The organism is Synechococcus sp. MIT S9452 (assembly GCF_047304245.1).
In the GTDB taxonomy this organism is placed as follows: Bacteria; Cyanobacteriota; Cyanobacteriia; order PCC-6307; family Cyanobiaceae; genus RCC307.
Genome location: NZ_CP138956.1, coordinates 533,332 through 559,650, shown reverse-complemented (window position 1 = coordinate 559,650; position 26,319 = coordinate 533,332). Strand labels below are relative to the sequence as shown.

Sequence of the window (26,319 nt, the reverse complement as noted above, 5' to 3'; positions counted from 1 at the left end):
TTTGACGGCCCCCTTGGCATCACTGGATGCTGAGGGGGTTTTTTGATGCCTGCCTTCGGCGATCCAACGGCAGACGATCAATCGGTGCTACCTTCCGCCGACTTGAACTGGAATCCAGTGCTGTTGAGCATCTTTGGGGCGCTTTTGGCCGTGCTCAACTTCGTTCAGGTGCCGCAGTGGGATGTCGATTGGAAAGAGTGTTCGGTGAGCGTGCCTGACACCGCTTGCCACTGGTATGTCGTTGATCCCGACAACACCTTTGGCAAGGGCTTCAGCTGGATCACAGCGCCCAGGTTTGATCCTGAGGGCGTTCGCGACATTGCGCTGCAGCGCCAGGTCACCGAAGCCCAGGGCTACCGAACAACCGTGGCCTGGATGGACTCCAGCTCTGATGTGCCCTACGGCGACGATTACTAATTCACCCTTGCGCCCGGTGCTGACTCGCTGCTGACAGCAGAGTGTTTCTACTCAGGTGTTATGTATCGAGATGAACTTATGACCGAGTGGTCTGACTCCGAAGCGTCGATTGGAGGTGGACATGGGTCTGGCACCCGTCGAGGTGGGCGGGTGCTTTCCCTATTGCATTCAACAAATCCTTTTCAACGCCTCGCCAGGTGTTGCGGTGGCTCTGGTTCAGGGCGGTAAGGCAAGCGCTCGATGATCCAACTCGGGCAGATGTTCATCACGTGGCAGTCGAGCTCACGGCAAACCTGCACAAAGTTGGGGTCGCTGGTTCTGGCTCCTCCTTCTACGTAGAGCACTTGCGCCAGGTAGGCCTTCTCACGCGGCGGGTTGACCGCGACAACATCACCCACCTGGACATCCAGAAAAATCGGCCGCATGCGCTAACCCCAGAGTTTTTCACGTTAGTACGGGTGTACTGAAAAGGAAGTGGTGCCCAGGGGCTCCGAACCCTCACCCCTGGGACTTGTCTGCCGCCAGAGGCGAGGTGGCAGGTGTTGGCAGCGACGACCGTTTCTGCCGAACGAGGCAACCTTGGCTCAGCTGCTGCAATCCACCTGTGCTGGATGCGGTGGGAGGGCTGTGGCCAATGACTCCCTTGGTTGTGCCATGGCTGGCTGATCAGGCTGGACGCCGGCCATGGGAGAGGATGAGCACAGGCCTGGTGGCTGGATGAAGCTGCTGTTGATCACCGCCTTTGCTCTGCTGAGCGCAGCGTCGGCCGCGCGAGCCCAGACTGATCACTTCACTGTTTACAAACCTTGGGGCAACGGCGAACCGGTGGCTCGCGATTGGTATCTGCGCAGAGAGCCAAGCGGGATCGTGGTGATCCGATCCGATGTGTTCCCCGATCGTCTGAACGGGCGGAACACCACCTACATCAAAAAATTCAACTGCAAGACCAAGAAATACCTGGTTCACCAGCGCTATCTCAACGAAGAGCTGCACTGGACTGAGATTGACTCGGTCTGGACCTGGAAGGACGTGCCACTGCCCGATGACGCCGACCATCTCCAGTGGGTGTGCAGTTGGTCCAAGCCGCAGGCTGCAACCAAGTCAAACCCATCCACATGAACCCCTGATCAAGCAAGGGTTCGGCGGTTGGAGCCGCAATCAACGGCGAGGCTGACGGGGCTCGGCTTTGTTCACGCGGATGTTGCGGCCCATCCACTCGACGTCTTGCAGGTCATCAATGGCCTTTTGCTCGTCGGCCTCGTTGGCCATGTCGACAAAGCCAAAGCCGCGCTTGCGTCCTGTCTCGCGATCCAGCGGCAGGCTGCATTTCTTGACCGCGCCATATTCGGCGAAAAGGCTATGGAGATCTTCTTGTTCGCAATCCCAAGACAGATTGCCGATGTAAATGGTCAAAAGAAAAGGCCTGTTTGATCACCAACCTTGCCACGGGGCGCACTCAGCTGAGTGCATCAGGAGATGGTTGTGGTGCTGGCCATGATCCCCTCAACCGCTTGAGCCACTCAGGCTGCGGCTTGTTCATAGGTGTCTCGAAGCGCTTTTTCTTGCAGCTGTTGAACGGCTGATAAGGCTTCGTGGGCTGGCCAGCCATGGGTGTCCATCAGCTCTTTCACCAACGAGTCGGGGGTGTCCGCAATCGAGGCATTGAGATCGGCCACCACTTGGCTGTCCCTGGCCAGCGCCGTAAGCCGAAGCGCTCGGAGCTGCTGCTGATTCGGCTGTTTCATTCGCGCAGTCTGCACGTTGGCCTAGGCCTTTGGCGGTTCGCTGGACGCCAAAGCCGGGATTTCGATCATTCGGTTCAGGCCGAAAAGCCAATTCGTCTGTGCTGCGCGTTTTGGTGAATGACTGCAACGCTTTGGCCGCGCCCGCCACAGAGAAGAGAAAAGGCTTTTAAAAATGCTCCAGTCGGCAGTAACCAGCCGATCAAACGTCGAAGTGACGCTCTGGGCGGCCCCTAGGGCGTTTTTTATTGGCCTGCCTGCAGACATAAAAAAGGGTGGCTTCCCAAGGCCACCCTCGAAGAGCGTCTGGATTGCATCCCCAGCTATCACCCCAGGGATGTGACGGATTGTAAACTAAGTTTTGAGGCGGTTGTGGCGCGCCATTTCAACGGCCTTTCGCGCATAAAAAGAGGGCAGAACCACCCGCCCTCACGAACTCATGCTCACACCCACTAGGAGCAGATGATCGGAGCTGCCGCAAGGGAACTCAGCTTGTCTTCTGCATCACGAAGTGTGTTTAGCCCTGGTGGGTGCGCCTTTGCGCTTGAAGTGCAGATCGCAACTCGAAGCAGGCTTCCCGGTAGGCCAGATAGAACTTGGTGAGCTCGCTGCCGTCTCCCCACTGCTCGCTCCAGGCTCCGTGATCCACGTCGCAGAGATCCTGCCAGTGCTGCTCAATCAGCTTGGCCGCTCTTAATCGGTGCAGGTTGTTCCGGTGCAAGACAGTTCCGCCTCCAGCGAGATCCCAATTGAATTCGTGGCATCTGAGCGACCAACGCCAGCCTGCCGGTACACCGAGATCAGTGATGGGAAAGCCATGCTCTGCCAGCTGAAGCGCACACGCGCCTATTCCCACCCACGGTTTTCACGTTCCAGCGATTCGCAGGGCTCGATGGCGGCTCGGATAAAACGCTTTAGTCGTGATCCGGTTGAGATTGCGGCTCAGGTGCTGGACTTGCCTGCCTCTGAGGTCAAAACGAGCTACTCCGTGACCCGAACGTTTTCGGTTGGGGCTGAGCCCCGCTTTCGCTAGGGCAGGAAGGCCTGAACCCTGGCTTCAGCAAGCCCCGAGCGAGAGCACCGCAACGGCGCCAACCAAATTCATGGTCTGATCGGTTTTCCAAGTGGTCATCGGATTGAGCAGGTTGTGAGCTCACCAGCAGCCGGCGATTTTCCCCAGCATGTTGGAGACATATCCCGGCTCAACTGGACCCACCGTTTTGACGCCATCGCGTCCTGCTGCGGCACCAACACCAATGCGGCAGAAGTAGATCCAGTAGTTGCCTTTTGAGGTTCCCGTCTTGGCGCCCAGCAGCAGTGCTGTGGTTACAACCCCCAGCACTAGTGCCAAGGGAAGCAGCAGCAAGAGCATGCGTTTAGCCATTGGCGCTGAGGCAACCACGTCTGGATGCTCGCAGCTTCTTGGCGGCTGTGCGGTGCAATCAGCTTCACACCGGTGTTGTGCCAGCAGGGCTTTGCCAAGGCGCTCTGGTGGTAGCTCTCGGCACCTGGCTCAGTCAGCTCAAGCGCTCAAACCACTCCTTCTCGTCGCCGTTGGCACCAAAGCAACGGTTTCCCGTGGGTAGATCTGCGGCCCAAGGCTGGGGTGTCAGTTGTTGGCTCCAATGCAGCCGTCGCTGCAAATGGTCTGCTCGAGCTGGATTTAGGAAACAGGTGTGTCCCTCACCACCTCCCCATTGCTCGTACCGCCCATGAGTAGCCAATCCCAGCGCCGTTTCGTGATCAAGGAGGAAGCCGTCGACGACACCGGCGAATGCGCTTTTTTTGTTGAGTACGTTGCCAGTGGTGATCGCGTCAGGGTTGATATCAAAGACCTCGCCGATCCGTTTTATCTGCACAGCCTTGGCACGGTCGATTGGTGACAGCACATCCTTACTTGCGTGTGCGCCGGCGTCAGCAACGCGGTCCGCTGCTCTTTCATTGGCGAAGCCGCTCAGCGATTTTTGCGTTGCACAGCCTTCCCTCTCCACCGGTATGGGTGAACGGTCGATTGGTGCGGCTTGGCACCCCCTATCGGCGCAAGCCCCATCCATCAGGCGGGTAACACCGCTGTCACAGCCATCACCGCTGGTGCCGTGGCCCAGATGCTTCACTCCGCGGGCAGCGTTTTGAATGCATGGAAACCACCGTCTGGACCTTCAGCCTCAGCGTTCCTTTCGCACAGTGGGCCGCGATTTACGACAGCGATGATGTGGCCAAGATGCATGCCTCGGTGGGCATCAAGAGTCTGTTTCGAGGTGTGAGCAAAGAAGACCCCAGCAAGGTCTGCGCGGTGCAGCAGGGCCCGGTTGGCGTGGCGCAAAAGCTGTTTGAAGACAACAAAGAGATGATCCGCGGCGCCGGCCACGTGATCGAAAGCACGGTGATCAGCGCCTACAGCGACAGCTGAGCTCTCCGCTGGCCTCCTCGCTCAGGTGAGGTCTCGTGGCTCTTGTCACGTCGATCAATGCACAAAAAAAGCACCTGCCTCATCACAAAGCAGGTGCCCCTCAACGCGACGGGGGATTGAACTTCCGCCCCGTCAGGCACTCCCTTATCCCTGGCAGGAGAAACAGGGAACGCATGATTCCGTTCTATTGGCAACTGAGCTGATCTGGCTTGAGCACAAGCGCCGTTGCGATACGTGTAGCGACTCTCATAAAAAAGCACCTGCTCATTGGCGAAGCAGGTGCATGCCAAGAACCTGGGAAAGGCCACCCAGGAAGCACTCCCCAACCCCGGCGAGAGAACTAGGGAACGCTTACTTCAGTCCTATGAGCAGATGGCAGCAGTGCGCTTGAGCAGAAGCGCCGTTGCGGCATGCGTACAAGCGTTGCGGCCTGTGTGTACCCGTTGCGGCATGTGTTGCTCAGGCCTCCATCTGGGCAAACAGGACCTTGTGATTGGCCACCACGTCGGCATCGCTGATGGCCGGGGTGATGTCCATCTCAACGCCGAATTGAGCGCGCCAAGGAGCTAGGTGCTTGAACAGTTCAGCGGTGCTGTTGGCCTTCATCAGGGCCACCACTTGGCCTTGGCCAGGGAGGTGCACGCGATGCAGCAGTTCAAAGCCTTCAAAGCAATCGTTGAGGCAGCCGCCATCGAAATAGTTGATGAATTCCCGGTAGCCGGCCAGCTGGCTGTCGATGTCGGGGAAGGTTCCGATCACGCAGTAGAGCTGCATGGCAAAAAAGCAGGGGGCCGAACCCTATGGTTGGTGCGCTGATAGCCGCAGTGCTCTGGCTCACCATTGCAGATGTGATGGGCAGCACCGCTGTTTGAACATCACGTCCGCTTGGTTGGTGGGACACTCCACCGGTCTCTTGCGCTGCTGATGGCTTCCAAGTTCTTTGTCGTTCACCACGAATTTCGAGCTGGCAAAGCTCAGCTGTGGTGGGAGACCGCCCAGGCCGCCATGGCCCCTGGCGGTGGCTGGGATGAGGCTGTTGCCAAGAACCTGGAGGCTGGTTTCTACAACCACTGCTTCTGCCCGATTGGTCCTGAAGGGCCGGCCTATTGCATCTGGGAAGTGCGTGAGGGCATCAGTGCTGAGCAGTTTCAGGAGTTCATCGATGGCCCCAATGGGGTGAATTTCGGGCTGGGTGCCTGGATGAATATCTGCCGCGAGATCAACCTGGAGCTGGCGGGCACTCCCCCCTACCCGAGGAAGTTCTGAGCCGCGCTGCTAGGCGCAGACCGGGCCTTCCCCTGGAACACGATCCAGCACCCAGCCTGGATCGATGCTGATGATCGCCATGGTGTCTTCGCGGATCACCTGGGCGTTGCTGGTGTGCTGGCCATTTGGATCCGCATCGAGGTAGAGCACCTGGCCGATGAATGGCTCTTGGCGCGGCGGCTGCACAGCGACCAGATCGCCAACTTGGATGGGTACAAAGAGTGAGTGCACGGCGGCCTGAACAGTGACCCCTGTGATAGTGCGCCTGTACTAGTGGCGCAAGGGGTGCTGCCCCGCCGCGAGGCTTATGCCCAATGCCCGCTGCCGAAATCCTTGCTGGCTAAGCGCGTTAAGTCGGCCTCAATGGTTTCCCTGGCTTCCAGCAGCGTGCCGGCTTGGGCAATGAAGGTGGTGCCATCAGCGTCAGGCCCCCAAATCTCGTACTGGTTGGTGGTGACGCCATCAATGCTGATCACGCGCGGTTCGGGGTTCAGCGTCACGGTGTAGCCGCGATGGATCCACTGGCATGCATCCATGCCATCGCCTTTGAGCTTGATTTTTTTCATTGATGACCAAGGGAGAACCGAACGCACAGCCCACGCAGTCAGCGCGCTTCCCTTAGGGCGAGGAAGAAGACCCTCGCCGAGTCATCCAACTGATGACAGCTTGATCCCGAGACGGTTTGTTGTCATGAGAAAAATTGCCCCAGCTCTTGTCGATTGATTAGGGGGAGCGGTTCTCCCCCTCACCCCGAGGTCATGGGCCATAGAGCAAAACCCGCATGACCTGTTTGGGCCTAAGCGCTGTCTAGAGAGGTGAATCCCGCAGATCTATGGGAAGAAATGCCGTTAAGGACTTTGATGGCGCTGTTAGGTCAGCCCAAGGGCTAGCCCTGACTGAGGACGTCTTCATCAAACGGCAAAGCCTTGGTCTTGCGATCAATCCAGATGCCTTGGCCATCCCTGGCAAACCAAATGAACCAGAGCGCAGGGACCAAAAGCAAATACGGGAACTTCAGGCAGATGGCTGTCAGAGCCAGCCTGATCACAAGGTTTTGGATCTGCTTTTTGGTCATGGGCTTGCACCTCTAAAAAACAAGAAGGCCGCCCCTCCAGCAGAAGAGGCGACCTAGGCAGAAGCGACTTGGCTATGGCTCCCTGGGGCCATGACATCCAGGTGTGCGGTTGATGTGACTCCTGGGGGCACCACACGGTGCAGATGGAGTGTTCTCAACCCATGGCATCAGCCAGGAGTTTTGATGAGAACCAACCTCACGAGTAAAGGGAAACTGTTGGAGCAGGGGCCAATTCAGTCAGGCTGCTTCTTGGTTTTGCTGGGGTGGAGTGTCGGCCGTCATGCGTTCCTCCGATCTCGATGGCACTACTTTCCGCCTGCTCAGGTTTTTTCGCATCGGTGAAAACGCGCATTGCCTTTTCAGGAGAAAAAACCTTGAGTGGGAATGGCGTGCTTAAACCCTGATGTGATGCAGCCGTTGGTCATGACAGATCAGCACAGCGCTGAAGCAATGCGGCATCAACTGCTTTAAGATCACAGCGGTTTGGTAATCCGGGAATAAGAACTGACCAGTTTTTGACCGCCTAATACCTCAGCGCCACTCGAGCGCCGTCCATTCACCCCTTCTCAAACACCAGTCCAAGACACGTATGACCCTGAAACAACTGAAGAGTTCCTATGCGGATTTGCTGCTGCAGATCGATGCTGCTGGCGGCAGGAAAGATGGCCTGCATCTCATCCGCAAAGCCGACAAAATCCTCGCCTCCATTCATGCGATGGAGCAGCGATGCCTAACGCCGACCTGGGAAGAAATCCTGGGTGAGCGCTGAATCAGCGGGAATCAACTGATCACTCATAAAAAAGCCCCGTCGAGTTGCGGAGCCCTGTGGGTGTGTGAGGTTGCAGCCGCTCATGCACAGCTGCTTGGGAGGGATAGCCACGACCACAAACGCTCTCCATATTTCCAACCGGCTTTCAGCAGATTGCGTGGCTAGAGAGAAGGCATGGATTACACCACCACCAAGCTTCCACGCGTTGGCAGTAAGGCCTATCAGCAAGAAAGGGCAGCCGAACGTGCGGCCACGCTGAAGCTGGAAGAACAGCTGCTGAAGCAAGCACGCATCAAAGCTGGTGTTCCAGACCCCGCCCAATACATGTGGTGATCCTTGAGACATGGGACCTCTTCACTGCCCCATCTGTATTGGCCTCGGTCTGCTCTGCGTGACCAGAACAGTGGCCTGGCTTGGCTTGGGTCGGTTGATGATCTCGGGCCCAGCAAGCCATTCATCCGGGCTCGATCAGCTGACTTTCTGTGATCTGAAGTCCTGATCTGAGCTGAACACCACAGTGAACACAGACGCCTTCAGGCCTTGCTGATTCTCTCGGCCAAACAGGCGCTTCTGAAAACCATCAGTTCTGTGATGGTGATGTTTTCGCTCTTGGCTTGGAGTGCGTTTTCGCTCAAGCTGATTCTTGGTTTGATCGTTCAGGCCCAGGCTTGATCACTTGGCTCTGGCCGATCGACATCGTCCAGTTGTCGTCTCTCCAATTGCCTGCAAGACGTTCGGATAACCACCCCAAAACCATCCATAGGGTGCAGTGGCGGCCTTAACTCCCTACGTTGAATGCCCATCTGTGATCGCTAGCCAGTGGAGCCATCCGCCAAAAAGAGCTTCACTGAATCAGCTGAGGTCACCGAGCAGGTGATTGAACGCTGGAAAGCGCGTTTGGTCTTGCATGGCCCAGCCAGTGAGTTAGGCCGGATGGCCCGCCATCAGCTGCGCCTCTGGGAAGACCGCAAAACTAAAACGGCTTAGGCCATCGGCTGATCTGCGCCTTTGGCCATGACGCGGGCGGCATCTCGGATTTCACAGATGCGTTGATAGAGCACGCGGTTCGGCAGGGCTGATACAGCCACAGCGGCGATCGGAGCAAAGGCCAAAGCCAGGAACAGCCAGTTCCGGCCGTTGTAGCCCTTGGCCACAGCGATGCGGCGAATCAGCACCACAGAGATGCCATAGAGAACAACGGCATACACGATGACGAGTGGAAGGTACTGACTCCAATCGAGAACATTTGGGAGGTTCAAACCGGGATCCAGTGAGGCAAGCCCTTCAGGTTTACGGAAACTCAGCAGGCGACAAGTGTTCGCAGGAGTTGTTGGATTCATTGATCTCCCATGTGCTCCTCGAGACAAGGCAGTCCGGCCTGGACCGCTTAGGACGATTGGCAGCGCCGTCTTGGTATCTGCGAGGCCAGGCCAGCGCCGGGGGTGTTTGACGTGTGGCCCCCGATCAATCCCCAATCCATTGCCAAAAGGCTGCTGAGCAGCCGAAGACCGGAGAGGTGGATCGGAAGCAAGCAGCCGATCCACACGACTGATCGGACATCTGTCGCTCTGGGGGCTTCCAGAGCGTTTTTTTGTGGTCTTTTGGGGCTGGGCGCTTGCGTGGCGCCATAGATTTTTCTCCCTACGCTTCAAAAGTGCCTGGGAGATGAGCGCCGATGTTCAGCGGTTTGACCGATCTGGCGATGCGCCGCACTCCCTTGCAAGCCCTGGGGTTCTATCTCGCCTACAGCTTTGGACTGGTGATCGTTTTGGCCATCTTGGGTGCTGTGGTTGGCACCGTGGCTGGCCTGGTGTTTGGTGATGTAGCGATCGCAGTCAACAAAGCGATGACAGCCCTTGGGGCGATCTCGGCCATTGTTCTTTGTGGTGTCTTGGCGACCACCATCGCCCGCAAGCGGAACCTGCTCAGCGGCATCAATCTGGTGTTGCTTGTGCTGAGTTGGACCGGGCCTTTCCTCGGCGTTTTCATCGGCATGGCTCCCGTTGCCATCCTTGCCGCCCAGCGATCTGAATAGCTGATCAATTCCGCGGTGTCTTGCGTCGTGGCGCTGTTTCGAGCTACGCAGATCAGCTGGTTGTTGCTGGCTGGCAAGCACGCTCGCCAATGGCGATGAGTCCTAGATCTCTTTGAGGAACAGCAGCCTTCCTGATGGCAGCTTCACTGCCTCTGTCCTCCTCCCGCTAGTGAACTCATCGAAGCAAGGTTCAATGCTGACTTGCCGCGGCTCCGCTCCGCTGATTTCCAAAACACCCCGGCCTTGGTGCCCACGGCTCTCAAGGGTCCCGCAGTAGGGCTCCTTATCAATCGTCAGGTGAACCTGCTCCATGCGGTAGACGTCGTCCTTGTTGTCTATGACCACCTCATACCGTTTCCTTTCAGGCCTGTTCGTTGAATAGACGTTGAGCCACACAACTGGGATCAGGATCGAGCCACCAAGCACCAGGCACGACAACCAGACGGCCGCCTTCCGAGCTAGGGGCTTTCGTTTCAAAGGCAGTTTGCTCACTGATCGATCTCACTTCGTTCTTCCAACCTCTCTTCAGGAACCCATCCAGCGGCTCCCCCAGAGGGGTGAATGACCAAAAAATCTGCGCATGTAGAGGCGAGAAGCGCTTTTTGGAATGAGGCGCGGTTTATGCCGATGCCATTCAGATCCCCATTGCTTGCTCGATTTGAGAGGACGTCCCTTGCGTCACAGAGCGCCGAACTCCGCCACGGCCTTGCTGTACTCGCCAGTAGCTGTCATCCAGCGTGTTGCTTGATGACTGATTGGCGCTTGATACATCCAGCCGGCAAAGCACACAGCAATCAAGACGCCAGCGACATAAATCCGTTTCATGAGGATTTCTCGGGAGACTTCCACCATCACTGCTTGTCATGGTTCCCCGCTTCCCCCAAACGAGTGAATTGCCATCAAAAAGCCCCCGCCGAAGCAGGGGCCAGAAACATGCCATGAGGCGCAGAGGATTCGTGAACTAGATCATCCTGGCAACAGCTGGGATCCGTCTGAGCTGATGAATGGCTCCAAAGGAGAAGATGATTCCCAGTGATATTCCAGCAGCGGCAATAAGCCAAGGATTGAGGCCAATGAAACCAATGACCTCCAGAACAATGACCAGTACAAGAGAATGAATTATGTAGGCTCCAAAGCTGTCAACTCCAGCATTGGCCAGCGGCTGGCCGAAGCGATTTTCATTGCGCTGGAACCACAACAGCAGATAAGCCATCACTCCCCAGCCAATGAAGGGGTTTAGGAGATTGGCCAGAAGTACAAGTTTCCCAAACTGATCTGCCAAGCTGCCGTTAAAGGTAACCACTAAGCAGATTGTTAAAAGGCTGAGGGCTACTGCGATTGAGAAGCGGAACCACCGCATAACCAAATGAGGGTCAAGTCGCTCCAGCCAACGATGGGATGATGCCTTGCAGCCAAGAAAAAACAAAAAGGCGTATGTGAATATATGAGCGCCCTGAGTTTCAAGGCCACCGAGCGGCAACCGTGCCACAACAGCCCAGAGTTCCTTCTGTGTTGTCATTACCGCCTCAAGAATCGCGAGGACAACAGCACTGATCAACCAAGAGCGCAACTGGGGTGTGGGCACAGATGTGTTAAGTGCGAAGCGATCACCTCTCAGTTTTACCCAAGCGCAATAGAGCAAATCGAAGGCAAACAGAACCACCAGAAACCACAGCACTCCTAGCTGGTTAAAAGGTAGCTCTCTCCAGGGGATATTTGCTGTCGCACTGCCTGGTGAAAGCCTCGCCAAAAGCAATGAGGAGCTATTGATCAATAGCAGGCCAAACAACAAGGGAACTCCAATCCGTAGCAGGCGCTCTTTGAGGTACCGCGCCACCCCTTTTTTGTGAATCGAGCGCGGAACGAAGTAGCCCGAGATCAGAAATAACATATACATAAAAAAGCTATTGCAGAAGAACAGCAACCAAACAGATATGCCTGCAAATAAAGGATGAGTAGATCCATCGCTGGGGATATGAATGCCAAACCAAGCTCCGGGGATGATCATTGCAAACAAAACATGTATTGCAATGACCAGCGCGATCATGAGCGCTTTGATCTGGTCAATAAAGAGCACCCGCTTTTTAGTGCTGGTTTGTAGGTGAGCCACTGGTTTGTCGGTGAGTCATAGATCCAGCTTCACCAGGAATTTCACAAACCTGCTCCCCCAGATGGGTGATTTGAAACTGAGACTTTTCTGAGTGAACCGTGCTTGACCAGCGCCTAGCCGATCAGCAGACCCGTCTCTTGCGTGGGCGCCCGGGCATGAACAAATGTTTGGGAGGCAGCGGAATTTCCTTTGGCCAGCGCATTGTTGTCCTCTCTGGAGGAAGCGGATGAGGCGACCGATCAAGCTCACCAGTGCACCAGAAGGCTTTGAGTACTACCGGGTCTGCGATCCAGAAGGCGTTTGCCACGTGGTTAGGGGCATGCACAACGTTCAGCGGCTCATCGCACAGATGCCTGAACTGATCGTCACCAAGATGCCTTCGCACTGGAGCGCTGAAGCGGCAGCGTGATCGTTGGCTGAAACCCTGAGTGCCCCTAGCGGAAGCGGTGCTCGATCTCTAGGCGTTGATGGGCTGCTGGCGCTAGTTGCAGGCTGTAGGCCGCAATCCCGATGCAGGCCAGCAGGGAGAGGGTCAAGACCAGTGGGCCGGTGCCCAAGATTTCGATCAGGAGCTTCATGGCTCAGTGCTCAGTGCTCAGTGGTGTTGCCAGGGATCTGCTTGACCAGCCGGTAGGCGTACGCCGTGGCGCCAAAGGCGAAGGCCACACCTGCGGTGAATCCAAAAACGAACATTGCTCTTGAGCGGTTGATTTCACTGTCGCTGCCGTGATGGTTAGCCGCTTCCCTCAAAAGAGTGAATTGCCAACAATCACTGCTTTTGCAGCAGCGGGCGGCATCAGACACTTCAGGCCTCAATCATTCGAGATTTAATCCATAGATGGTTTCGAATTCATCCTGGAACGGAGAGGCTTTCAGGAGCTCGCTGAGACCCAATTCATCCTGCCAATCGATGATTGTTTTTTCCCAGCCCTCTTCCCAGCGAGGCGAGAAGAGTTCAGGCACCTGCTGACCAACGGCAATGCCAAAACCGATTCCATCCCAGATCAGTCTGCGCTCACTTGGCGCGTAGGCACCACGCAGCATCAACGATGACAACACTCCAATCTGATATGGCATGGATCCACTGCTCGCATAAAACGCTGTTGCAGCAGCTTCGCCTGCCACTGTGATTGGAAGCCCGAGAATCGTGTGGTGAATGTCATGCAACCGTGCAGCTCTGATTGCCACGAACTCTTCATCCGTTTGGGATTCTGATGCCTGCGATTGATCAACTAAAAAAGAGATCCCAAGCTTCTCCAGTCGGCGATGCACGCACCAACCAAGACTCCCTTTAGGCATGGCAGCCATTTGCTCAAGATCCGGCCATGTTTGTGATGGCCGGTTAGCCAGCAGGTCCTTAATTTTTGGGGTGTCGAGAATTCTCTTGACACAATCTTTCTGCAGTTTGGTCTCTGCTGGAATTCCAAAATACCGGCCGTGTTGAAATATTCTGTGGGGTTGTTTTGCTGTCTGCAGAATCGAAATCCCTAGCTTTGTGGCCCCCTCAGAAAATGATGAGCGTACGTAGTGCTTTTGTCCTGAAGTCATCTGTTGCTGAAGCTCTGCCATCAATGTCGCTGGACCCCCAGTAGCTTTGCTCCCCCAAAATGGTGATTGGCTTCTGAGACTTTGCTGAGTCAACGCCGCCTACTTCAGGTTCGGATCCACGCGGACATCCTCCCCGCTTCTTGGCTTGGATGTGACAGCGTTCAAGGCTTGATGGATCGGCTGCATCGTTTGGAATGAAGCCAGTCGGACGATGAGAGATACAACGCCAGGTCAGACGTGTTTTCTTGATTGGTTGCCCGGAGGGATGCGAACTCCGGGACTTGGGCCGCTCCACTAGAGGCCATCTTGAAGAGCGGTTTTGCGCCCAGGGCTGCTCTGTGTGTGTTCAGCACCTGGGACTTGTGCTGCTGCCTTCCCTGGCGGGGGTGCGACAACAGATGACCAGCAGTAGGACGACTGCTGATGACCGAAGGATGCCTGACTCTTCAGTATCAGCTGCTACCTAATGCTATGGAGTTATGTCGCGGATGATCGCTTGTGAGGTTCAGCGATGCAAAGGCGCCCGAGGTGCAGTGCAAGCCCCGGGACTTCAACCGCTCCAGAGAGGCCATCTTGAAAACGGTTGGTTTGCCCGGAGGGACCCAACCCCAGGGCAGATGACCCACCACGCCCATGGGTGAGGGGTCAACAACACCATGGCCAGTGCCCCTGCTTGAGCAGGTGACTAATGATTCAGGTCAACGTTGCGACTGAAGCTGTGTTGTTCAAAAAGCGCCTGGAGCGTCTCGGAACTCCAGGACTTTGACCGCGATCAAGGCCCATCTTGAGCGCGGTTGATGCGCCTAGAGGGGCTGAACCATGTCCCTCTAGAACTTGCCTGCTGCCAAAACGGAAAGGCAGCAGAGAGTCGGCAAAAGAGTGGCGTCCCCGCCGACGAAGTAACCATCGCCCGGCATCTGCGATCGATAGGTGATCAATGTTCTGGGCAGGTGTTGCCGCTGATGGCTGCTGGGGTTCAGTTGTGAATGGGTGCCCAGGGAGTGATGAAGTCCCTGGGGCTAAACCGTCCTGCCTGTCTCCCCGTCAGGACGGCGTTGGCGCCCAGGACTCTCGGGAATCCTGGGACTTGCCCTGTTGTCACACCGCAGGGAATAACAACAGAGGGCCAGCAGATGGACATCCCGCTAGCCAGCCGATCATCAGCCGTTTTCTCCGGGCTCCTGTACCTGATGCTGCGGCTGCTGGTTGCCGTTGATTGGCTCCGTGGTTCAGGCGTTCAACCGCTTGCCTATAGATACGAGCCTATTGTTTTGATACCTGCCACGGCATCACGCACCACATGCTGGAGCCAAATTGGAGACATTCAGCGATCTAACGCCACGACAAATTGATGAATTCCAGTGGTCAGGGCTGATCTCAAAGCCCAGTGATGGTGCTGGGGAATTCCTTTTTCGCGAGACGATGATCCATGGCCAAGAACAAGGGAGTTCGCATCGTTGTCACTCTTGAGTGCACCGAATGCCGAAGCGTTCCAGAATCAGACAAGCGAATGCCGGGTGTTTCGCGCTACACAACAGAGAAGAACCGGCGCAATACAACCGAACGCTTAGAGCTCAAAAAGTTTTGCCCGCAACTTAATCGAATGACGATCCACCGAGAAATCAAGTAATGCGCCCTTCCGGTCTTGTTGGGCCAGGGAAACAGCTGTTACCTCAAGTGGTATCGATTGAGTTCTCTCTAGTGGAAGCCGTCTTGTAGGAAGAAGTGGTTCTACTCAAGTGGATGCATTGCTTCGCTCAGGTCGTGATCCCTTCCCATTGCTGAGCTGCTCAAGATGGCTGACGCACTCTTGAGTGATCTTTTTTAAAGTCAACCCAATTCCTACGCCACCTAAGCCATGGCATTACTACGGTCCATTGCAGCAGCCTTCTCAGTTGCAGTTGTTGTCTTCCTGCTGCAAGTCAGTCCTGTGTTGGCTGACACCGTCGAAATCAAACTCGGCACCGACGCTGGACTGCTGGCGTTTGAGCCCCAATCCGTCACGATTCACCCTGGTGACACGGTGAAGTTCGTGAACAACAAGATTCCGCCCCATAACGCTGTGTTCAAAGGCCACGAAGAGCTCAGCCACCACGATCTGGCTTATACAACTGGTGAAAGCTGGGAAGAAACCTTTGAAGAAGTTGGTACCTACGACTTTTACTGCGAGCCCCATGCTGGTGCTGGCATGGTCGGCAAAGTGATCGTTGAGTAAGAGCTAACTCAAAATGATTTTGCGCCTAGGGAGGCCGAACCAGATCTCCCTAGGACTTTTTGCTGCCAGTGGCGTGACAGCAGGTGATCGGCAAGAGATGACTGTCCCAGCCGAACGACAGAACTCTGGCCTGTGATCTGCTCAACCTTTGTGCCGAATGTGATGAGCCGGTGTGGCAGGTGATCGCTAGCGCGGTTCAGCGGAGCTGGACTTCTTTGATCTCCCTGACTGTTCTTGCTGCTCAACCATGGCTTTGATCTGGCGCAGCAGTTCCCGCACGGTTGGTGTCACATCGGTGTAGCCGCCTGAATGGCGATCACGCCTGGCTTCAAAGAACAGTGCGCAGCGCAGCTCACTGAGGCTGCTTGCCTTGCCGCCGTTGGCGATGGCGGCACAGGCCTCAAGCGAGCCGGCGAATTCATAGCCGTTGAAGCTGTGCGCGAAGTGCACCCAGCCTCTGAGGTTGCCATCAGGATCCGGAATCTGCGCTGCTTTGAGTTGGCTGTTGCTGATCTCGCCTTCCACCGGCGCCTTGATGGCTGATCTTCAAGGTATGGGCAATGCAGGCGCCGGGAGCTGAAGCCCTGCGCTGGAGCGGCTGAGAGAACTCTCAGAAGCAAGTCACCCGTTTGGGGGAGGCGCTAGCAGCTATTTCCGAAGAGCTTGGATTCCAGCACTTGTGAGTGGGATGCCTACCGTTTTGAGGTTCATCACAAGCGTCTTCGACGCATTATTTCCGTGCTTTGCTTTGAGCAAGGTTTTCTGCCAACACTCATGGGCTGATGTTTCCGGTGGGTTTGAGTTGCAGGAATGGCTGATCCCCCATCGCAGCAGTGTTAAGGCTTTTTGGGCAGGAAAAAAGTTTTTGCTAAAACGATCAGTCCGTATGGTCTCCACGCGGTTGTAGAAATGAAATGGCCATTTACAGCGACCGCCCTATAGAGCCAGGTATGCCCGTCTCTGCAGCAGGCACTGCCGCCTATGTCATCCCCACACTCGAGGGCTTCCGCAATAAGCTTCTCGACCTAACAACGCGCAATAGCCTTCTAAATCTTCCACTAAAGAGCAAACGCACTGCTCGAATTCTTCGATTTGTTGGTTGTAATCTTCAGTCAGTTCTTGATGGACTTGTAAGCGGCCGCCAATACAGCCTCAGTGGTCTGCCTGAGCCGCCTAAGGAGAGCGAGCCAGCGCTAGATGATGATGAGGTGGAGTTGGCTCTCGACCAGGCTCGAGCAAACGATCCTTTGTATCAGCAAATTCTTGCTGATGGTGGAGATGATGATGCGACTAGGGTGGCTCTGGCGCAAGCGGATGATCGTTTGCGCTCAGTCATTCTTGACGAGCTAGGGAAGGCTGCTAAAGAAGTCCAAGCTGGAAAGAATCTTTTTGCTTGGGCTAAAAAGCAAGGGATCAATCCCGCTTACGAACTCTCTTTGAAGAAGATTCGGAATGTTCATCAGGGGCCGATTAAGGCGTTGCTTCTGGATACAAGATTGGAGCGAGTGGCTGAATCAATACGCAAGCAGGCACAGAGTTCTATTGAGGAAACGGGCAACAACATTCTTTATTTGTCCTTTGGGTGTTTGGAGTGGTCTGAAAAGAATAAAAAGTTCTTTGCACCGCTGATTCTGCTTCCAGTTGAGCTAACAAAGACGGCTAATAAAGGAGGTGCTCGGACGTTTTATCTGGGCACTTCGGATGACTCTCCAGTGGCTAATATTACGCTTAAAGAGCGCTTGAAGCGTGACTTTGGCGTTGAGCTTCCGTTGCCAGTTCTTGATGATGAAAATATTGACCTTGATGCGTATCTCAAGCTCGTAACTGAATCGGTTGCAGCGTTAGATGGATGGGCTGTTCATCCCTATCTGAATCTCGCGTTATTCAATTTCAGTGGCCTGGGGCTCTACGAAGACCTGATTCCTGAATCTCTACAAAGTTCGGCCCTGGTCCGGCAGTTGCTCTCTGCGGAAGGCGGTGATTCCGAGCTCAGCGGCGAGACAGCGGTCATCGCCGAGGACGTTCATGTCGATCAACCTGAGATTGCCCGGCGCGTTCCTGTTTTGATTGCGCAGGCTGATGCCAGTCAGTTCGCGGCGGTTGCTGATGTCATGGCCGGGCGATCGATGGTGATCGAAGGTCCCCCTGGCACAGGCAAAAGTCAGACCATTACGAACATGATTGCGAACGCCCTCTACACGGGCAAACGCATCCTCTTTGTCGCAGAGAAGAAGGTTGCTCTCGACGTGGTCTACAGCCGTCTCTCCGACGCTGGTCTTAAGCCGTATTGCCTGCGGATTGAATCCGACAAAGCGAACAAACGGCAGGTGTATGAAGAGCTCGCTGAGCGTATTGACCTCGCTACGCCCTCACGGCCGAAACGCGATGGGGTGCATGAGGTTTTCAGTGAACTCAAAGATGAACTGAACAGCTTTGCGGCGCTTCTCAATCAGCCGCACGGCCACGAGGACCTCAGTCAGCACGATCTGCTTTGGCAGGACCTGCAGTTGCGAACGGAGCTCAGCTCTGCCTCCATTGATCCCTCGGCCTATGAGATGGAGCTCAAAGAGGCCTGCTCCAACCGCAAGGAGTGCATCGAGCGCAATGCACAACTGCTGGTTGAGCTGGCGCAGCTGCTCAAGGATGTGGATCGAGAGCAGCTTGAGCTTGTGTTTAAGCCTCTCGGTGTTCTTCCGGCCGATGCCTTAGGCCGTGAGCAATTGCTCGACCAGGCCGAACAGTGGGCGTCCTCCCTGAGAACACTCACAGAGGCCTTGGGGCCATTCGTTGACTCAGCGGAGCTCTCGATCGAACAACTCAGGGACGCCTCCAATCAGGCGGTTGCTGTGGTGGCCAGGCTTCCGGATCCCTTGCCGGCTGAAGCCGAGACCCTTCTGCCTGTGTTGGGGGCACCGGGCATCGCTGGGATGGCCCAGACGTTGCTGGATGCTCTCCAGGCGGAAAGTGAGCTTGAGGCTGTGGTGGCTGGTCGCTTTTTGCAGCGACCGGATCCACTGCCTGAGGCGGAGCCAATCCAGGCCCTTGTCGCGGCGTTAAGTCAGTGGCGGCTCGGCTCACTGGCGATCCCAGTTGAGCAGGAGGGGCGTGAGGCGCTCAAGCAACGGCTGAGGCAGGCCGCACAGTCCGCCGATCGCCTGGAGGTCTTGCTTGCGGCCTCCACGACGGGACTACCACTGCAGGATTTCAGTCCAGCAAGCCTTGAGGCCATGCTTCCTTTGGCGGAGCACCTCGGCGCCCAGCCGGAGTGGCTGTTGCGGCAGCGGTATGAACCGATCTGGACGACCGAGCCCAAGCAAGCTCGCGCTCTCATCGAGGAATACAAAACGCTCGAGCAGCTGCGAGCGCAACTGAACCTTGATCGCGCCGCTTCCCAAAAACCAGATCCGCTTAATTTCGAGCTCGCCCAAGATCAACTGCAGCGCTGTTGTGATCGCGGACTCAGTGCAGTCCTTGGCCAGCCCAACGCTGAGCAGCAATGGGGCCAGCAGATTGATCAAGCCCAGGGCCTACTCAAGAGCGCTGATCAAGGCTTGCGTCTCTGCCTGCCCCAAAGCCTTCGAGACGCAGCGCAGCTCGATCAGCTCCTGGCACTAGCGGGGCTGCTGCGCTTAGTGCTCGCGCTGGATGCTGATGCGCTGGCCCTGCGGATGAGCCTCCTTTGGAGCGCTGACCTCAAGGAGCTGCGCGGGCAACTCAACGGAGAGCAGAAGTTAAAGAGACGCGAGCAGGCGCTTGCCGAGGCGGGACTTCAGGTGGCTACAGGGCTGAGCGCCAGTGCACTGAAAGAAGCCGCTGACCTGCTTGAAACCAAGACGCTCTTGACGAGGTTGCGGAACAGGCTTTCGGGTTCCAAGGGGCGCGCCCTCGAGTTGGCTCAGGAGATTGGAGCGAGCGTGCCTGAGCAACGATCCACGGCACTGCGAGACGTCGCCAAGGTGCTTGAGCTGCAGGAGAGCTATGGACCCGGTTGGCAGCAACGCCTCTTCAAGGTCGACTTGCCATCAGAACGCCTCCTTGCGGTTGCTGAGCAATTGCAATTGCTCGAGCAAAGCCTGACTTCGGCTTCCCACGGCGCGTTTTGGAGCCAATGGCTGCGGGAAACTTCCGCTAGCGACTTGCAGGACTCACTCACAATTCTCGAGCAGGATCTGCACGCGACCCTTGAATCCCTCGCGCGCCATGGTGTCTGGTCCACGCCAACCGCAGGCAGCACGCTGGCAGCCCTCCAAGACAGGCTGAACAGCAGCCGCCAGGATCAACACCTCTTAGTCGAGGCGGCCCCGGTGGCCCGTTGGGCGACCGCCGCCGGCCATACGGACGGTGAGGCGATGGTCGATTGGCTTCAGCGCGTTCAAAGCACCAGCCTCCGCCAAGAGGCCTTCCCGCAGCAGGATCTCGACCTGTTGCTGAGCGGAGGACTTGTCGTTGAGCAAGTGGAGACCGTGCTTGATGCAGCTGAACAATCCCGTTTGCTGACAGTCCGCTCAGGCTTAGGACCTCAAGCCAATGCGTTGCTTGCTGCCGATCAGGCTTCGCTCTCCCAAGCGCTGCTCACCTTGCAGCACCAATTGGCTCCTCTGGTTAACGACCTGCTTGAGCAGAGCGATGCCCTACCCGCCGATGCGAAGCAGAGCCCTTTGCTCCGCCTAGTTCAGGACATCCAGGGGGCAGCGAAGGGATACCAATCTCTGCTTCAGCAATGGCTTGATGCGGGCTTTAAACCTGAGGTGTCGCTGTCTGATTTGCAGCAGCTGCCGATTGACCTGGCACTGGCTCACCGCCGGCGGGAAGAGGCGGTCCAAGCCTTGGCAAGCTTCCAGCAACAGGTGGGCCCTGAGGTGGCCGGCGCTTCCTCAGCGTTACTCCGGCAGGTCATGGCCTGGATTGGCCAATTGCGCCAGGCCAGTCTTCCTGAGGCGCTGATCGAGCGTTGCCTGGCACCTGGAGCGGCTGAGTTGATTGCGCAGCAGCGCGGGCAATCCAATCAATTGGCCCTAGCCCTGAAGGCGGAAGGGCAAGCATCCGAGCGCTTCTCGGAAACCGCTCAACCTCGCGCTGCCTTAATCGGCGATGGCAGCAGCGAGCGAATTGAGGCGCTCGATACCGCCTTGTTGCAGCAATGGCTCGACGCCGTCGCCAACCGACGCGAGCTCTACCCCATTTGGGTGCAACGGCATCAGGCGTTAGATCAGCTCCCTTCGGATGGAACGCGGGAACTCGCCGATCGTCTTCTGGTTTCACCCATTGAGAGTGCCCACTGGAGCCAGGTTTATCGCTGGGTGTTGGTTCGCAGCCAGCTCAAGCAAATGGGGAAGGCCATCCCGGAATTACGTCAGCTCAGGAGCCGGGAGCAAGTGGCCCGTCGAGAGCGTTTTCAACGGACAGAAGAGGAACTCCGGGCCCTTGATCGTGCTGAGGTGATCGCCGCAATCCACCGTGATCCGGAGTCTTTACCGCTCGGGGTGAGCAAGGGGTTACGCGGTGACTTCACTGAAATGGCGCTGATCTTCAACGAATGCCGCAAGCAAAAACGCCATCGCCCACTGCGCCATCTCTTCCAATCGGCAGGTGAATCGCTCCGCGGTCTCAAGCCCTGCTGGATGATGTCGCCAGGCACCTTGGCATCACTTGTTCCGCGCGAGGCAATCGTGCAATTCGATCTGGTGATTGTGGATGAGGCCTCTCAGATGCCACCGGAGCGAGCCTTTGGCTTGATCAGCCGTGCCCGTCAGTGCGTGGTGGTTGGAGATCCAAAGCAGTTACCGCCTACGTCGTTCTTCCAGCGCACAGCGTCGGCGGATGAAGAGGAGGCCGAGGTTGAAGTGGATACCGAACTGTTGGACGAGGAGTCCATCCTTGATCTCTGCACCAAAACCTTCAATCCGGTGCGCCGCCTCAAATGGCACTACCGCTCAAGGCACGGCAGCTTGATCGCCTTCTCGAACAAGTACTTCTACAACAACGAACTGGTGGTGTTCCCATCCTGCGATCGGGACTTTGCCATTCACAGACACCTGGTGAGTGATGCCCGATATGCAAAGGGCGTGAACCTGCCAGAGGTGAAGGTGGTGTGCGATGTGGTTCTCGAGCAACTCGAGCTGCATCCAAATCGCAGCCTTGGTGTCGTCGCCATGAACGAAGCCCAGGCTTCCGAGATCGACGAGCAGCTGGAGATGCTCTCGCTACATCACGAGGAATTGCGCCGGCGAATGGAGCTCAAGGACACCAGCGAAGAACTCTTCGTGAAGTCACTGGAGAAGGTGCAGGGGGATGAGAGGGACACCATCGTGATCTCCTACACCTATGGGCCGTCGGAGCCGGGTGGACCAGTTGCGATGCGCTTTGGCCCGGTGAACATGCAGGGCGGCCATCGCCGTTTGAACGTCCTCTTTTCTCGCGCCAAGCGAGCGATTGAGTTGGTGACCTCGATCGAGTCCAATCGAATCCAGCCCACGGAGACCTCAAGCCAGGGGGTGCATGCCTTCCGCAACTACCTGAAATTCGTCGAGAGCCAATCACTTGAGACAGGGCGTCCGTCGGGCCGAGAACCCGACAGCCCCTTTGAAGTAGTGGTGGCAGAAGCCATCCAGCGCCATGGCTTTGAGGTGGACTGCCAAGTGGGCGTGGCGAACTACTTCATTGATCTGGCGATCCGACACCCTGATAAGCCGGAGACGTATTTACTCGGTGTCGAGTGTGATGGCGCCACCTATCACTCAGCTCGTGCTGCGCGCGATCGCGATAAGTACCGCCAGTCAGTTCTCGAAGGCCTGGGCTGGGAGATCTATCGGATCTGGTCCACAGATTGGTTTGAGAATGCTGAGTCAGAGACTCAAAAGTTGATCAAGCACCTTGAGACACTTCTCTCGCACAGATAGGCAGGAAGCTATTGGCCCCCTCCCTTTAATCCCCACCACCAAAGAAGTCGAGGTCAATTTTGGAGATCTTGATCACCTCTTTGGTTTGGATGCCAACCCCGTGCTGAATCATCAAGTTGGCGAGCTTGTCTCCATCGACAAGCACTAGGCGAGGATCGCGAATGCTGTTGGCGAAGCGCATGGCATCAGCTGTGAACTTGCTGGTGGTGACGAAGACTCCCTTCCGGCAACCGCCTGAGGTCATCGCTCCAACGAAGGCTTGAACTTTCTCGCTGGAGACAGAGTTCTCCGAATAGCGCTTCGCCTGCATATAAATCTGATCCAGGCCGAGCTTGTCCTCGTTGATCTTGCCGTCGATGCCACCGTCAGGTCCGCGCGGCACCCCTTGCATGGCTTGTCTGGAACCACCGCCATAGCCCATGGCTGCAAGCACGTCTAAGACCAAGCCCTCAAAGTCGTGAGGATCCATCTCTTTCATCTGATCCAGTAGGTCAGAGACCAATTGCTCCTTGATCTGCTTGACGCCTGCTTCGATCAGATCTTCCGGAGTGCTGTCTTCTGTGTTGATGTCGCTCGTGCTGTCAGGTGTCGATTGACTCTTGGCCTGTTTGGCAGCCTGATGTTCTTGCCATTCCTTAAATCCAGTTAGGTCTGCACGTTTGATCGGTCGGCCGAGCGCTAAGAGCGCGGGAGCATTTGGGCCAAGAGCGAAATAGCCACGCTTCGGACCGCTCAGAGCACCAGCTGTCCGGAGGTAAGAAGAAGCCCAGCCAATCCTGCCTCGAGCAATGCTTTTGCCATTGCTCTCCTGGCTAACGGCCATCTGTTCGTCCGTTAGGCCGACCTTTTGTACGACAGCTTCGATGGCGTCATTCCTTGCCAGTTCGCCTCGCTCTTGCAATACCTCGAGGAGAGGAAGCATGAATTGATGCCACTTGGGGATTTTGACCAAAGCGCTGTGCTCGCTCATGGCTTCACCTCCAAAGCTGTATCAGCCTTCTTCTTCCTGTCCCTTTTGGCTGGTTTCTTTGCTTCTGCTTCGGCTTCACGTTGGGCTTTGATGCGTTCCAGCAAAACCGAGGCAGGCTCGTCGTTGGGATCTTGAGGGACAAGTTCGCCGCGGAAGGCTTTTGAAAGAATTGCTGATGTAAGCCGGGTTAACACACTTTGTGTTTGGAGGATCTTGCTTTCAATGGTTGATGCAACCTCAAGTAGAGCAAGTGTTTTGCTGATCACTAGCTCTTGCTCTTGTTTGCTTGGGACAGGAACCAGGAATTTGCTTAGGCTTTTGCCGGTAAGGTGCTTGATTGTCGAGCCAGTGAAAAGCTTCTGAAGTGAGCCGTCCTCGGCGGCATTCTTAAAGCAGAAAGATAAAAAATGAGAATCTATATTAGGTTTGGGTCTGATTCTGTGTAGAGCTTTTTGGTAAGTAATTGGGGTGGTCTCTTTCTCCCAGACAGCGCATCTGCCTGGTTCGCCTCCTTCGCAAACAAGTAAATCTCCTGGCTGAAGACTTAGTTTTTGGAATTCTTCGTCTGAGACTCTTATTGTTGCTAGGTTTGAAAGATCGAACTCAAACCATCTAACATTTATGTTGCCAATATATTTTCTTTCTGGTCCTGTGTTCTTGCTCTTGTCGAGCATCTTTCCAAGTCTGGCGTCTGCGACGTTTTCGATTGGTTGAATTTCCCATTCCGTCGTAATCCCCCTCTCTTCCCTCCACTCTCGGGTCAGCTCACCAGAAACAGCTGCTGCCAGAACAGATTGGCGGAATCGCTGGATCGTTTCGGCGGCGTTGTTGAGCTTTTGCTTGCAGGCTTCAATGTCAGCAAGAGTGATATCGAGCTTGTCGGCAATGCGGCGTTGCTCGTTGAGTGGTGGGAATGGGATTTTTAGGGCAAGTAGGGCTTTTTGGGAAATATTCCTCATTGAAAGTTGGTTGCCGGTCGAGCTTTCTGATATGTAAGTTCTTGCGGTTGGTGAGCTTAAAAAGTAGTGCACCCATTTCTTTAGATTATCTTCTATCTCAATCCTTAAGACTTTGTCGCTGAGGTAGAGCTCTTTCTTGGTTTTCGTTGCGAGTACGCTTGCTCCAACAAGTTCGATCGTATTCGCTCTTGATATTAAAAGGTCATTCTCTTGGATTAGGGAGCTTGGATCGAGCCGTTCAGGCTCCGTAACGGTCTTGCTCTCTTCGTCTTGGAACCTTCCCCATGTAACTGCGCTGATTTTTACAATACCTTTCTCTCCCGTCGTGGGTGGTCTTTCTATGCATCGAAAGCTCTTTCCTGCTTTGATGCCTTTTGCGATATCTCCAAGTAGAGCTTCGCTCCAATGTTCTGGTTGAAATTTATTCTCTGGTGCTATGGCATCGTTCATTTTTAACTGATCTCCGCCAAGATTTCTCTTAGGCCGTTCATTGCCTCTTCAAGTTCATCTATCGCCTCCTGAGCGAGAACTTCAGGCTCTGGCAGATCCTCCGCATCATCTGCTGAGTCATCCCGTAGCCAAGCCAGATCCAAGCTGAAGTCGCGGGCAGCGATTTCGTCGCGGCTGAAGCATTGCCAACGGCCATCAGGGCCAGTTGCTGTGCGTTCGGCTTTGCCGTAGGGGTCAGAGCCGTAGGCCACTTCAAACTCGCTGAAATGTTCGCGAGTGAGTGGGGTGCGTTTGCCGAACTTCGGCATGTTGGCGCGCAGGTCATAGACCCACACCTGATCGGTGTTGCCTTGATCGTGTTGTCCTCGGGTGAAGAACAGCACGTTGGTCTTTACGCCTTGCGCATAAAAGATGCCGGTGGGCAGCCGCAGGATCGTGTGCAGATCGCACTTGGCCGTCAGGTCTTCCCTGATCTGGCGGCCCACGTTGCCTTCAAACAAGACGTTGTCGGGCAGCACCACAGCAGCTCGGCCGCCTGGTTGCAGTCCCCGGTAAATGTGCTGCAAAAAGCAGAACTGCTTGTTGGCAGTGGGGAAGGTGAAGTCAGTTCGGCTGGGCAGCCCTCCGCCTTTTTTCGTTCCAAAAGGTGGATTGGTCAGCATCAAGCTGGCCCTGGGCAAGCCTTCGCCATCGCTGCTCATCGTGTCGCCATAGCGGATTCCCCCTTCGCCGCTGGCGGAATCCAGGCCATGCAGCATCAGATTCATCAACGCCAACCGGTGCGTGTCTTGCACGTGCTCCATTCCGTAAAAGGTGCGCCGGTAGAAGCGTTGTTGTTCGGTTTCAGTCAGGGAAAAGATGTCTTGGTGATTGGCAATCCAGCTGCGCGCAGCAATCAAAAAACCACCGGTGCCTGCAGCGGGATCTTGGATCACATCTCCCAATTGGGGCTGCATCACAGCCACCATCGAATCGATCAGTGGCCGTGGGGTGAAGTACTGCCCTGCTCCTGACTTTTTCTCTTCCGCGTTCTTTTGCAGCAGGCCCTCATAGAGGTCACCCAACCCCTCCTCTTTGGCGCTGTACCAATCGAGCTTGTCGATTTCCTCCACCAGCTTGTTGAGCGTGACGGGCTTTTTCACGAACGAGTTGGCGTTGGCATAGATCTCTTGAACCAACGTGGACGCCCCGCTTTCTGAGCTGCCCAGTTCCAGCAGCAGCAGCTTGTAGTGCTCCAGTTGCTTGAGGCCCCTGAGCCGCTCCAGCTCATCCCAACGCCACTCTTCAGGAATCTTTCCGGCCTCCGTACCGGTTTCCTTGGCCATCTTCAAAAACAGCAGATACGTCAGCTCGGAGACGTACTGGTGATAGGTCACCCCGTCGTCCTTCAGGACGTTGCAGAGGTTCCACAGCTTGGAAACGATGTCAGTGGTGGATTGGCCGCTCATGGATGC

The 26,319-nt window shown here is 55.9% G+C and carries 33 protein-coding genes and 1 pseudogene; 15 read left to right on the top strand and 19 right to left on the bottom strand.

Annotation, left to right across the window (positions count from 1 at the left end; all coding sequences use genetic code 11):
• The first annotated feature begins 45 nt into the window (after positions 1 to 45).
• The gene (locus tag SIB46_RS02945) at positions 46 to 417 is read left to right on the top strand and encodes a hypothetical protein (protein ID WP_413297059.1); all 372 of its coding nucleotides are present in this window, start codon (positions 46 to 48) and stop codon (positions 415 to 417) included.
• Between the two features lie 182 nt (positions 418 to 599).
• On the opposite strand, the gene SIB46_RS02940 is transcribed toward SIB46_RS02945, so the two are convergent.
• The gene (locus tag SIB46_RS02940; protein WP_186550369.1) at positions 600 to 842 is read right to left on the bottom strand and encodes a hypothetical protein; all 243 of its coding nucleotides are present in this window, start codon (positions 840 to 842) and stop codon (positions 600 to 602) included.
• Between the two features lie 304 nt (positions 843 to 1,146).
• On the opposite strand from SIB46_RS02940, the gene SIB46_RS02935 reads away from it, so the two are divergent.
• Positions 1,147 to 1,536 (top strand): hypothetical protein, encoded by a 390-nt coding sequence (locus SIB46_RS02935; protein ID WP_413297058.1) that lies wholly within the window; start codon positions 1,147 to 1,149, stop codon positions 1,534 to 1,536.
• 39 nt (positions 1,537 to 1,575) lie between these two features.
• Here SIB46_RS02935 and SIB46_RS02930 read toward each other — a convergent pair whose 3' ends face one another.
• From SIB46_RS02930 to SIB46_RS02915, 4 genes are all read right to left on the bottom strand, one after another.
• Positions 1,576 to 1,830 (bottom strand): RNA recognition motif domain-containing protein, encoded by a 255-nt coding sequence (locus tag SIB46_RS02930; RefSeq protein ID WP_413297057.1) that lies wholly within the window; start codon positions 1,828 to 1,830, stop codon positions 1,576 to 1,578.
• A 107-nt stretch (positions 1,831 to 1,937) separates the two neighbouring features.
• The gene (locus SIB46_RS02925; protein WP_255445504.1) at positions 1,938 to 2,162 is read right to left on the bottom strand and encodes a hypothetical protein; all 225 of its coding nucleotides are present in this window, start codon (positions 2,160 to 2,162) and stop codon (positions 1,938 to 1,940) included.
• A gap of 514 nt (positions 2,163 to 2,676) precedes the next feature.
• Positions 2,677 to 2,880: a hypothetical protein gene (locus tag SIB46_RS02920; RefSeq protein ID WP_413297056.1), complete on the bottom strand. Its 204-nt coding sequence runs from the start codon at positions 2,878 to 2,880 to the stop codon at positions 2,677 to 2,679.
• Positions 2,881 to 3,312: 432 nt separating this feature from the next.
• Positions 3,313 to 3,543, bottom strand: a complete 231-nt coding sequence (locus tag SIB46_RS02915; RefSeq protein WP_413297055.1) for a hypothetical protein — start codon at positions 3,541 to 3,543, stop codon at positions 3,313 to 3,315.
• A 328-nt stretch (positions 3,544 to 3,871) separates the two neighbouring features.
• On the opposite strand from SIB46_RS02915, the gene SIB46_RS02910 reads away from it, so the two are divergent.
• Complete coding sequence (locus SIB46_RS02910) at positions 3,872 to 4,042, top strand: hypothetical protein (protein WP_413297054.1); 171 nt, start codon at positions 3,872 to 3,874, stop codon at positions 4,040 to 4,042.
• Between the two features lie 254 nt (positions 4,043 to 4,296).
• A complete protein-coding gene (locus tag SIB46_RS02905; protein ID WP_413297053.1) occupies positions 4,297 to 4,569 on the top strand; it encodes a DUF3764 family protein in 273 nt (90 codons plus the stop codon).
• 459 nt (positions 4,570 to 5,028) lie between these two features.
• Here SIB46_RS02905 and SIB46_RS02900 read toward each other — a convergent pair whose 3' ends face one another.
• Positions 5,029 to 5,343, bottom strand: coding sequence for a DUF3303 domain-containing protein (locus SIB46_RS02900; RefSeq protein ID WP_413297052.1), 315 nt, complete (start codon positions 5,341 to 5,343; stop codon positions 5,029 to 5,031).
• 150 nt (positions 5,344 to 5,493) lie between these two features.
• Here SIB46_RS02900 and SIB46_RS02895 point away from each other — a divergent pair, with 150 nt between their 5' ends.
• Positions 5,494 to 5,835, top strand: coding sequence for a hypothetical protein (locus tag SIB46_RS02895; RefSeq protein ID WP_413297051.1), 342 nt, complete (start codon positions 5,494 to 5,496; stop codon positions 5,833 to 5,835).
• A gap of 9 nt (positions 5,836 to 5,844) precedes the next feature.
• On the opposite strand, the gene SIB46_RS02890 is transcribed toward SIB46_RS02895, so the two are convergent.
• From SIB46_RS02890 to SIB46_RS02880, 3 genes are all read right to left on the bottom strand, one after another.
• Positions 5,845 to 6,066: a hypothetical protein gene (locus SIB46_RS02890; RefSeq protein WP_413297050.1), complete on the bottom strand. Its 222-nt coding sequence runs from the start codon at positions 6,064 to 6,066 to the stop codon at positions 5,845 to 5,847.
• Between the two features lie 74 nt (positions 6,067 to 6,140).
• Positions 6,141 to 6,401: a hypothetical protein gene (locus SIB46_RS02885; protein WP_413297049.1), complete on the bottom strand. Its 261-nt coding sequence runs from the start codon at positions 6,399 to 6,401 to the stop codon at positions 6,141 to 6,143.
• A 320-nt stretch (positions 6,402 to 6,721) separates the two neighbouring features.
• Positions 6,722 to 6,910: a hypothetical protein gene (locus tag SIB46_RS02880; protein ID WP_413297048.1), complete on the bottom strand. Its 189-nt coding sequence runs from the start codon at positions 6,908 to 6,910 to the stop codon at positions 6,722 to 6,724.
• Positions 6,911 to 7,499: 589 nt separating this feature from the next.
• Between SIB46_RS02880 and SIB46_RS02875 the strand changes: the two genes are divergently transcribed.
• The 4 genes from SIB46_RS02875 (at position 7,500) to SIB46_RS02860 (ending at position 8,666) form a co-directional block, all read left to right on the top strand.
• Entirely contained in the window at positions 7,500 to 7,679 is a 180-nt protein-coding gene (locus SIB46_RS02875) for a hypothetical protein (RefSeq protein ID WP_413297047.1), read from the top strand.
• A 174-nt stretch (positions 7,680 to 7,853) separates the two neighbouring features.
• Entirely contained in the window at positions 7,854 to 8,012 is a 159-nt protein-coding gene (locus SIB46_RS02870) for a hypothetical protein (RefSeq protein ID WP_413297046.1), read from the top strand.
• A gap of 207 nt (positions 8,013 to 8,219) precedes the next feature.
• Positions 8,220 to 8,351, top strand: a complete 132-nt coding sequence (locus tag SIB46_RS02865; RefSeq protein WP_413297045.1) for a hypothetical protein — start codon at positions 8,220 to 8,222, stop codon at positions 8,349 to 8,351.
• Positions 8,352 to 8,498: 147 nt separating this feature from the next.
• Positions 8,499 to 8,666, top strand: a complete 168-nt coding sequence (locus tag SIB46_RS02860; protein WP_413297044.1) for a hypothetical protein — start codon at positions 8,499 to 8,501, stop codon at positions 8,664 to 8,666.
• Here the strand turns inward: SIB46_RS02860 and SIB46_RS02855 are convergent.
• The gene (locus tag SIB46_RS02855; protein ID WP_413297043.1) at positions 8,663 to 8,938 is read right to left on the bottom strand and encodes a hypothetical protein; all 276 of its coding nucleotides are present in this window, start codon (positions 8,936 to 8,938) and stop codon (positions 8,663 to 8,665) included. The genes SIB46_RS02860 and SIB46_RS02855 overlap by 4 nt on opposite strands.
• 416 nt (positions 8,939 to 9,354) lie before the next feature.
• Between SIB46_RS02855 and SIB46_RS02850 the strand changes: the two genes are divergently transcribed.
• Positions 9,355 to 9,714, top strand: coding sequence for a hypothetical protein (locus tag SIB46_RS02850; RefSeq protein ID WP_413297042.1), 360 nt, complete (start codon positions 9,355 to 9,357; stop codon positions 9,712 to 9,714).
• Between the two features lie 102 nt (positions 9,715 to 9,816).
• Here the strand turns inward: SIB46_RS02850 and SIB46_RS02845 are convergent, their stop codons facing one another.
• The 3 genes from SIB46_RS02845 to SIB46_RS02835 all read right to left on the bottom strand — a co-directional run bounded on the left by SIB46_RS02845 (position 9,817) and on the right by SIB46_RS02835 (position 11,824).
• Positions 9,817 to 10,191, bottom strand: a complete 375-nt coding sequence (locus SIB46_RS02845) for a hypothetical protein (protein ID WP_413297041.1) — start codon at positions 10,189 to 10,191, stop codon at positions 9,817 to 9,819.
• Between the two features lie 201 nt (positions 10,192 to 10,392).
• The gene (locus SIB46_RS02840; protein WP_413297040.1) at positions 10,393 to 10,566 is read right to left on the bottom strand and encodes a hypothetical protein; all 174 of its coding nucleotides are present in this window, start codon (positions 10,564 to 10,566) and stop codon (positions 10,393 to 10,395) included.
• Between the two features lie 109 nt (positions 10,567 to 10,675).
• Entirely contained in the window at positions 10,676 to 11,824 is a 1,149-nt protein-coding gene (locus SIB46_RS02835; protein ID WP_413297039.1) for an acyltransferase family protein, read from the bottom strand.
• 226 nt (positions 11,825 to 12,050) lie between these two features.
• Here SIB46_RS02835 and SIB46_RS02830 point away from each other — a divergent pair, with 226 nt between their 5' ends.
• Positions 12,051 to 12,233, top strand: coding sequence for a hypothetical protein (locus tag SIB46_RS02830; protein WP_413297038.1), 183 nt, complete (start codon positions 12,051 to 12,053; stop codon positions 12,231 to 12,233).
• A 25-nt stretch (positions 12,234 to 12,258) separates the two neighbouring features.
• Here the strand turns inward: SIB46_RS02830 and SIB46_RS02825 are convergent, their stop codons facing one another.
• Positions 12,259 to 12,402 carry a hypothetical protein gene (locus SIB46_RS02825; protein WP_413297037.1) on the bottom strand — a complete coding sequence of 48 codons (144 nt, stop codon included), beginning with the start codon at positions 12,400 to 12,402 and terminating at the stop codon, positions 12,259 to 12,261.
• A 238-nt stretch (positions 12,403 to 12,640) separates the two neighbouring features.
• Positions 12,641 to 13,393 carry a Coq4 family protein gene (locus tag SIB46_RS02820; RefSeq protein ID WP_413297036.1) on the bottom strand — a complete coding sequence of 251 codons (753 nt, stop codon included), beginning with the start codon at positions 13,391 to 13,393 and terminating at the stop codon, positions 12,641 to 12,643.
• A 1,408-nt stretch (positions 13,394 to 14,801) separates the two neighbouring features.
• Here SIB46_RS02820 and rpmG point away from each other — a divergent pair.
• Together rpmG and petE are read left to right on the top strand one after the other, a co-directional pair.
• Complete coding sequence (gene rpmG, locus SIB46_RS02815) at positions 14,802 to 15,002, top strand: 50S ribosomal protein L33 (RefSeq protein WP_413297035.1); 201 nt, start codon at positions 14,802 to 14,804, stop codon at positions 15,000 to 15,002.
• A 228-nt stretch (positions 15,003 to 15,230) separates the two neighbouring features.
• On the top strand, positions 15,231 to 15,587 hold the full coding sequence (gene petE / locus SIB46_RS02810; RefSeq protein WP_413297034.1) for a plastocyanin: 357 nt from the start codon (positions 15,231 to 15,233) through the stop codon (positions 15,585 to 15,587).
• 186 nt (positions 15,588 to 15,773) lie between these two features.
• Here petE and SIB46_RS02805 read toward each other — a convergent pair whose 3' ends face one another.
• The gene (locus SIB46_RS02805) at positions 15,774 to 16,112 is read right to left on the bottom strand and encodes a hypothetical protein (RefSeq protein ID WP_413297033.1); all 339 of its coding nucleotides are present in this window, start codon (positions 16,110 to 16,112) and stop codon (positions 15,774 to 15,776) included.
• Positions 16,113 to 16,501: 389 nt separating this feature from the next.
• Here SIB46_RS02805 and SIB46_RS02800 point away from each other — a divergent pair.
• Together SIB46_RS02800 and SIB46_RS02795 are read left to right on the top strand one after the other, a co-directional pair.
• A pseudogene (locus SIB46_RS02800) lies at positions 16,502 to 17,317 on the top strand (DUF4011 domain-containing protein); the annotation flags it as partial.
• Positions 17,318 to 17,545: 228 nt separating this feature from the next.
• Positions 17,546 to 22,486 (top strand): AAA domain-containing protein, encoded by a 4,941-nt coding sequence (locus SIB46_RS02795; RefSeq protein WP_413297692.1) that lies wholly within the window; start codon positions 17,546 to 17,548, stop codon positions 22,484 to 22,486.
• A gap of 25 nt (positions 22,487 to 22,511) precedes the next feature.
• On the opposite strand, the gene SIB46_RS02790 is transcribed toward SIB46_RS02795, so the two are convergent.
• From SIB46_RS02790 to SIB46_RS02780, 3 genes are read right to left on the bottom strand one after another with little or no spacing between them, the layout of a single operon-like run.
• Complete coding sequence (locus SIB46_RS02790) at positions 22,512 to 23,456, bottom strand: restriction endonuclease (RefSeq protein ID WP_413297032.1); 945 nt, start codon at positions 23,454 to 23,456, stop codon at positions 22,512 to 22,514.
• Complete coding sequence (locus SIB46_RS02785; RefSeq protein WP_413297031.1) at positions 23,453 to 24,865, bottom strand: restriction endonuclease subunit S; 1,413 nt, start codon at positions 24,863 to 24,865, stop codon at positions 23,453 to 23,455. Before SIB46_RS02785 ends, SIB46_RS02790 begins: the two co-directional genes overlap by 4 nt.
• 2 nt (positions 24,866 to 24,867) lie before the next feature.
• On the bottom strand, positions 24,868 to 26,313 hold the full coding sequence (locus tag SIB46_RS02780; RefSeq protein WP_413297030.1) for an N-6 DNA methylase: 1,446 nt from the start codon (positions 26,311 to 26,313) through the stop codon (positions 24,868 to 24,870).
• Between the last annotated feature and the right edge of the window lie 6 nt (positions 26,314 to 26,319).